General features: G+C 62.1%; 3 protein-coding genes. All 3 read right to left on the bottom strand.

Annotation, left to right across the window (positions count from 1 at the left end):
• Window positions 1-1,328, bottom strand: a 1,328-nt coding sequence (locus MJ785_RS21090) for a hypothetical protein (protein WP_239382540.1), incomplete at its 3' end; no start/stop codon positions are given.
• Window positions 1,319-2,200 (bottom strand): glycosyltransferase family 2 protein, encoded by an 882-nt coding sequence (locus MJ785_RS21085; RefSeq protein ID WP_239346278.1) that lies wholly within the window; start codon window positions 2,198-2,200, stop codon window positions 1,319-1,321. The genes MJ785_RS21085 and MJ785_RS21090, both read right to left, overlap by 10 nt.
• Window positions 2,197-3,570 (bottom strand): lipopolysaccharide biosynthesis protein (locus MJ785_RS21080; protein WP_239382538.1); only part of this gene is annotated, 1,374 nt, incomplete at its 5' end. The genes MJ785_RS21085 and MJ785_RS21080, both read right to left, overlap by 4 nt.

The raw sequence follows: 3,570 nt of genomic DNA, 5'->3' as shown, positions 1-3,570 counted from the left end.
ATTATCAGTATGGCTATGATGAAGAATTCCGTTCTCGCCATGGAGATGACACTCAGCGCGACCGGCGTGCCTATGTCCAGTGCGTACTGTGCGACTATTATCCGTAGGGCAAGGAAACTGGCCGTCGATATCCGGCCCAAGAGGCGGAAGATCCGGTCGATGCCGAAAACGTACAGTCCGGAGATGGCCACCGATCCGATGATTCCGAAGTTGACGAGAGAGTCGCCGAACTGGGTGATGGTAGAAGATGTCCTGGCATTTGCTGGTAGGCCAAAATAACTGTGGGCGACACGTCGCCCGTACAGCACCGATGCCTTGTCCGGATTAATTAGACGAGGTACTGCCGCGGCGATCTGATCGTGTAGGGAAACCGCTTCCTGTGCTCCATGATCATCTTGTAGCTCGCTGGCACGCATAAGAGCATCTCGGTAGTCGAGCCGCTCAATGACCGTTTCGAAGACGTTGTCGGTGTTGACGGGTGGTGGCGCCAGTCCACTCTCACCCAGCTGGCTTGCGATATTGGTTCGTATGGTGGCGCCGAAGATGAAAAGCGCAATGACTCCGCCTCCCAGTATAATGGCAGGGACGATCTGTTTCCGGTGGCGAATCGTCTCGAGCCCGCGGAGCCCAGCGAGCATCACCGCGATGATGAAGATCGGTCCAGCGCCGCGAAAGCCCGTATAAGCGAGTGCGACCGCATGTAGCACCATGAGGCAGCCAGCTGTGACGCCGGTCGGGGACAGCGACCTGCCGGCGGCGTGCGCACTCAGCACTGCGGTTCCGGCGAGTACCGCTCCGCTCTGCGCAAAGAGGCCCAGGTAGCCGCCGCCGCTCGATGCGCCCGTGTACTGGGCCGCAAGTCCGGTCGTGCCATCGACGATGAGGAACACGTGTACGACCAGCGCTCCGGCGGAGAGCGCGAGGACAGTTTTTCCGGAATGCTCCTCTTCGCCGGTGGACAGCTGTCGTTTGCTTGGCCAAGCATGGGTTAAGGTGCCCGCGAAGAGCGCGGCAGCGATCCACAGCGCTGCGTAGGTATCGACCGGACCAGCGGTCACGGTGATCGTAGACTCGCGTAGGCGGGCCGCGATGACGAGCCCGACCGCGATAGTCGCGACATAGACGACAACCAGCTTTGACAATGACCGCCAGACCGCCAGCCCAGTCAGTCCAGCGAGTGTTACGAGAATTATTGGGTGGACGCCTAGAGAGGTGAATACGAGTATACAGCCGAGGCCGAGACCTGCAATCCACACCGGATCATGCCGTGTGGTTTTTTTCTCGGCGGATATTATGCGCTGGTATGTGGTGACGGCACTCACGCCCATGACGCCCATCGTGCGGGACGAGGCTCGTCGGGCAGGGGCGTGTTAACGGTAGGCAGGCGCCACAAGCCGTCGATCAGTCCATGGAAGGCAAGTGAGCTGTACAGGTACCCGCGCCTGCGAAGCAGGTCCTTCATGACGATGGTGGGCAACAAGACCAGAGCCGACCAGAGCACCACCAGCACGGTGCGTAGCCGCCAGCCCCGCATCCGGACGAACCAAAGCCTGTTGCGGACGCTGTAGTATACGTAACGCCCGGCGGGAATCGTGCCGCCGCTTGCGTGCCACGCGTGTGCCGGGCTGAGCATGACACGCCATCCGGCATCCCGTGCGCGGTGGCAGAAGTCGGCATCCTCGAATCCGAGGAAGTAACGCCCGTCCATCGGGACACTCTGGTGGCATTCGGCCTTGATGAACATGACGGCGCCGGTGACCCACTCGGCCTCGCACGGTTGGGCAAGGCGCGGTGTCCGCAGGACTCGAGGCGCCGCGAGGAAGCGGGTGAGCACGGCGGCACCAGACTGGAGCCCGCGTGCGTTGACCAGCGTCGGGCCGACCACGCCGACGTCGTCGCGGGACAGCAGCTCAAGGCATTCTTTGATAGTCACCTCGGCCAGCTCGATATCGTTGTTGAGCAACAGATAACAGGATGCGGCGGGATATATATCGGTGGCATGCAGAAAACCGCCCGCGAATCCGAGATTGCGTGCTGGGACGATCCAGGAAATTTCATCAGGAATATCATTTGGACGTTCCGAAAGATCATTTGCGACAATTGTCACCTGATTTACAAGAGTGCTCTTGTTCAGTTCAACGGCGAGTTTTACGGTTGGCCCGACGGGCCCCCAGTGGATTATGACGGCGATGTTCTTCATGGTTGTTCAACAAATGTTGTGCGGCGCGGGGAAGTACGTCTTACGGCCGCGCTGAACAGCAGCGTAGCGGACAGGGTGTAGACAGTCGTTGACGTGGCGGAAATAAAGACGAGATTACCTGTCGGCACAGTCACGCAAAGGCCTCCGATGGTCAGTGTCACGGCCAGCGCCTGCGTTTGGTAGACGCTACGTTGACCTGCGAGGATGAGCAGGGCGTGAATCAGGAGATAGTCGACGGACAGCGGGATTGCAGCGAGGACGAGGACCCGGGTGGGCGCTACCGCGGGGAGGAATTCTCTGCCATAGCAGAGGGTAATCAAATTGGGTGCAAGAAGGGTAATCGGTAAAGCAAGAGCAGTCGCCACGGTGAGCGCCCACATTACGCCGCGGCGAATCAGGAAACGTTGGTGTTCCAGGCTGGTGGCCTGCCGCAGCCGGCTGAATGCAACCATCCCGACGGCCTGGCCGAGCGCAGTGCAGGTGAGACTCGCCGTGGCCGCGACGCCGTAGAACGCGATGCTGGCCGTGGGCAGGGTCATGGCGACGACCACCGAGTCGAGTCGATAGATTATTTGTGCCCCGACAGCGGTTGGGAACGCTATGGCCGCGCCGAGCACAAGTGATCGAGCTGGGACGGTGCTACGTAGTCCATGCAGCGCATTCAAGCCACCCAGAGTCCGGACGAGCACCCCGACCGCGGGGAGAGCGACGCCAGCCCCTGAAGCGAGAATCCAGACACCGACGTCGCGTGTGCCGGCGAGCCAGGCGGTTACCAGCAAAAGCAGGCTCCCGAGCATGGGGATGAGCCGTACGGCCTGGAACTCGCCGGTCATCCGTGATCGTCGTTGCGCCATGCCGGAGGCCAGGGAGGAGGCGACACCGCCCGCGGTGGCCGCCGCCGCGCCGATGACCGCGGGTGCATCCAGCCATGGCTGAACGCGGGTGGCCGCAAGTGCTCCGAACAGCGCGCATCCCGCAAGTGCCACCGCCGTGACCTGGGCAAGCAACGGGCCGACGAGGTCGCCGTCGGATCCACGGTCGGTGACTACCGCCTGCGTCACGCCGAGGGTGAGCACGACAGCCGCCACACCGGCCATGGTTTGAGTGGCTACGAAAGCTCCCCGGTCGTTTGGGCCGAGCAGCCGCGCGGTCACAATCCCCGACGCCATGCCGATGAGCATCCCCGAAGCGTTGCCCGCGGCGACGGCGATTGCGGACGGTATGGCTAGGCGTCGTGACCTCCGGTGCTGGGCGGTCCGCCGTCCAGCCCGCGGCCCACGGGTGTCGGTACTGCTGATGACCTCGGTGTTTGACGGAGTCACTTCGGGGCGTTTGCTGTATCGGTTGTGGCATGGGCTGGTGACGACCAA

It is taken from the genome of Protofrankia sp. CiT1 (assembly GCF_917627335.1).
In the GTDB taxonomy this organism is placed as follows: Bacteria; Actinomycetota; Actinomycetes; order Frankiales; family Frankiaceae; genus Protofrankia.
The sequence above is the reverse complement of the archived record's forward strand: the minus strand, read 5'-3'. Positions and strand labels throughout refer to the sequence as shown.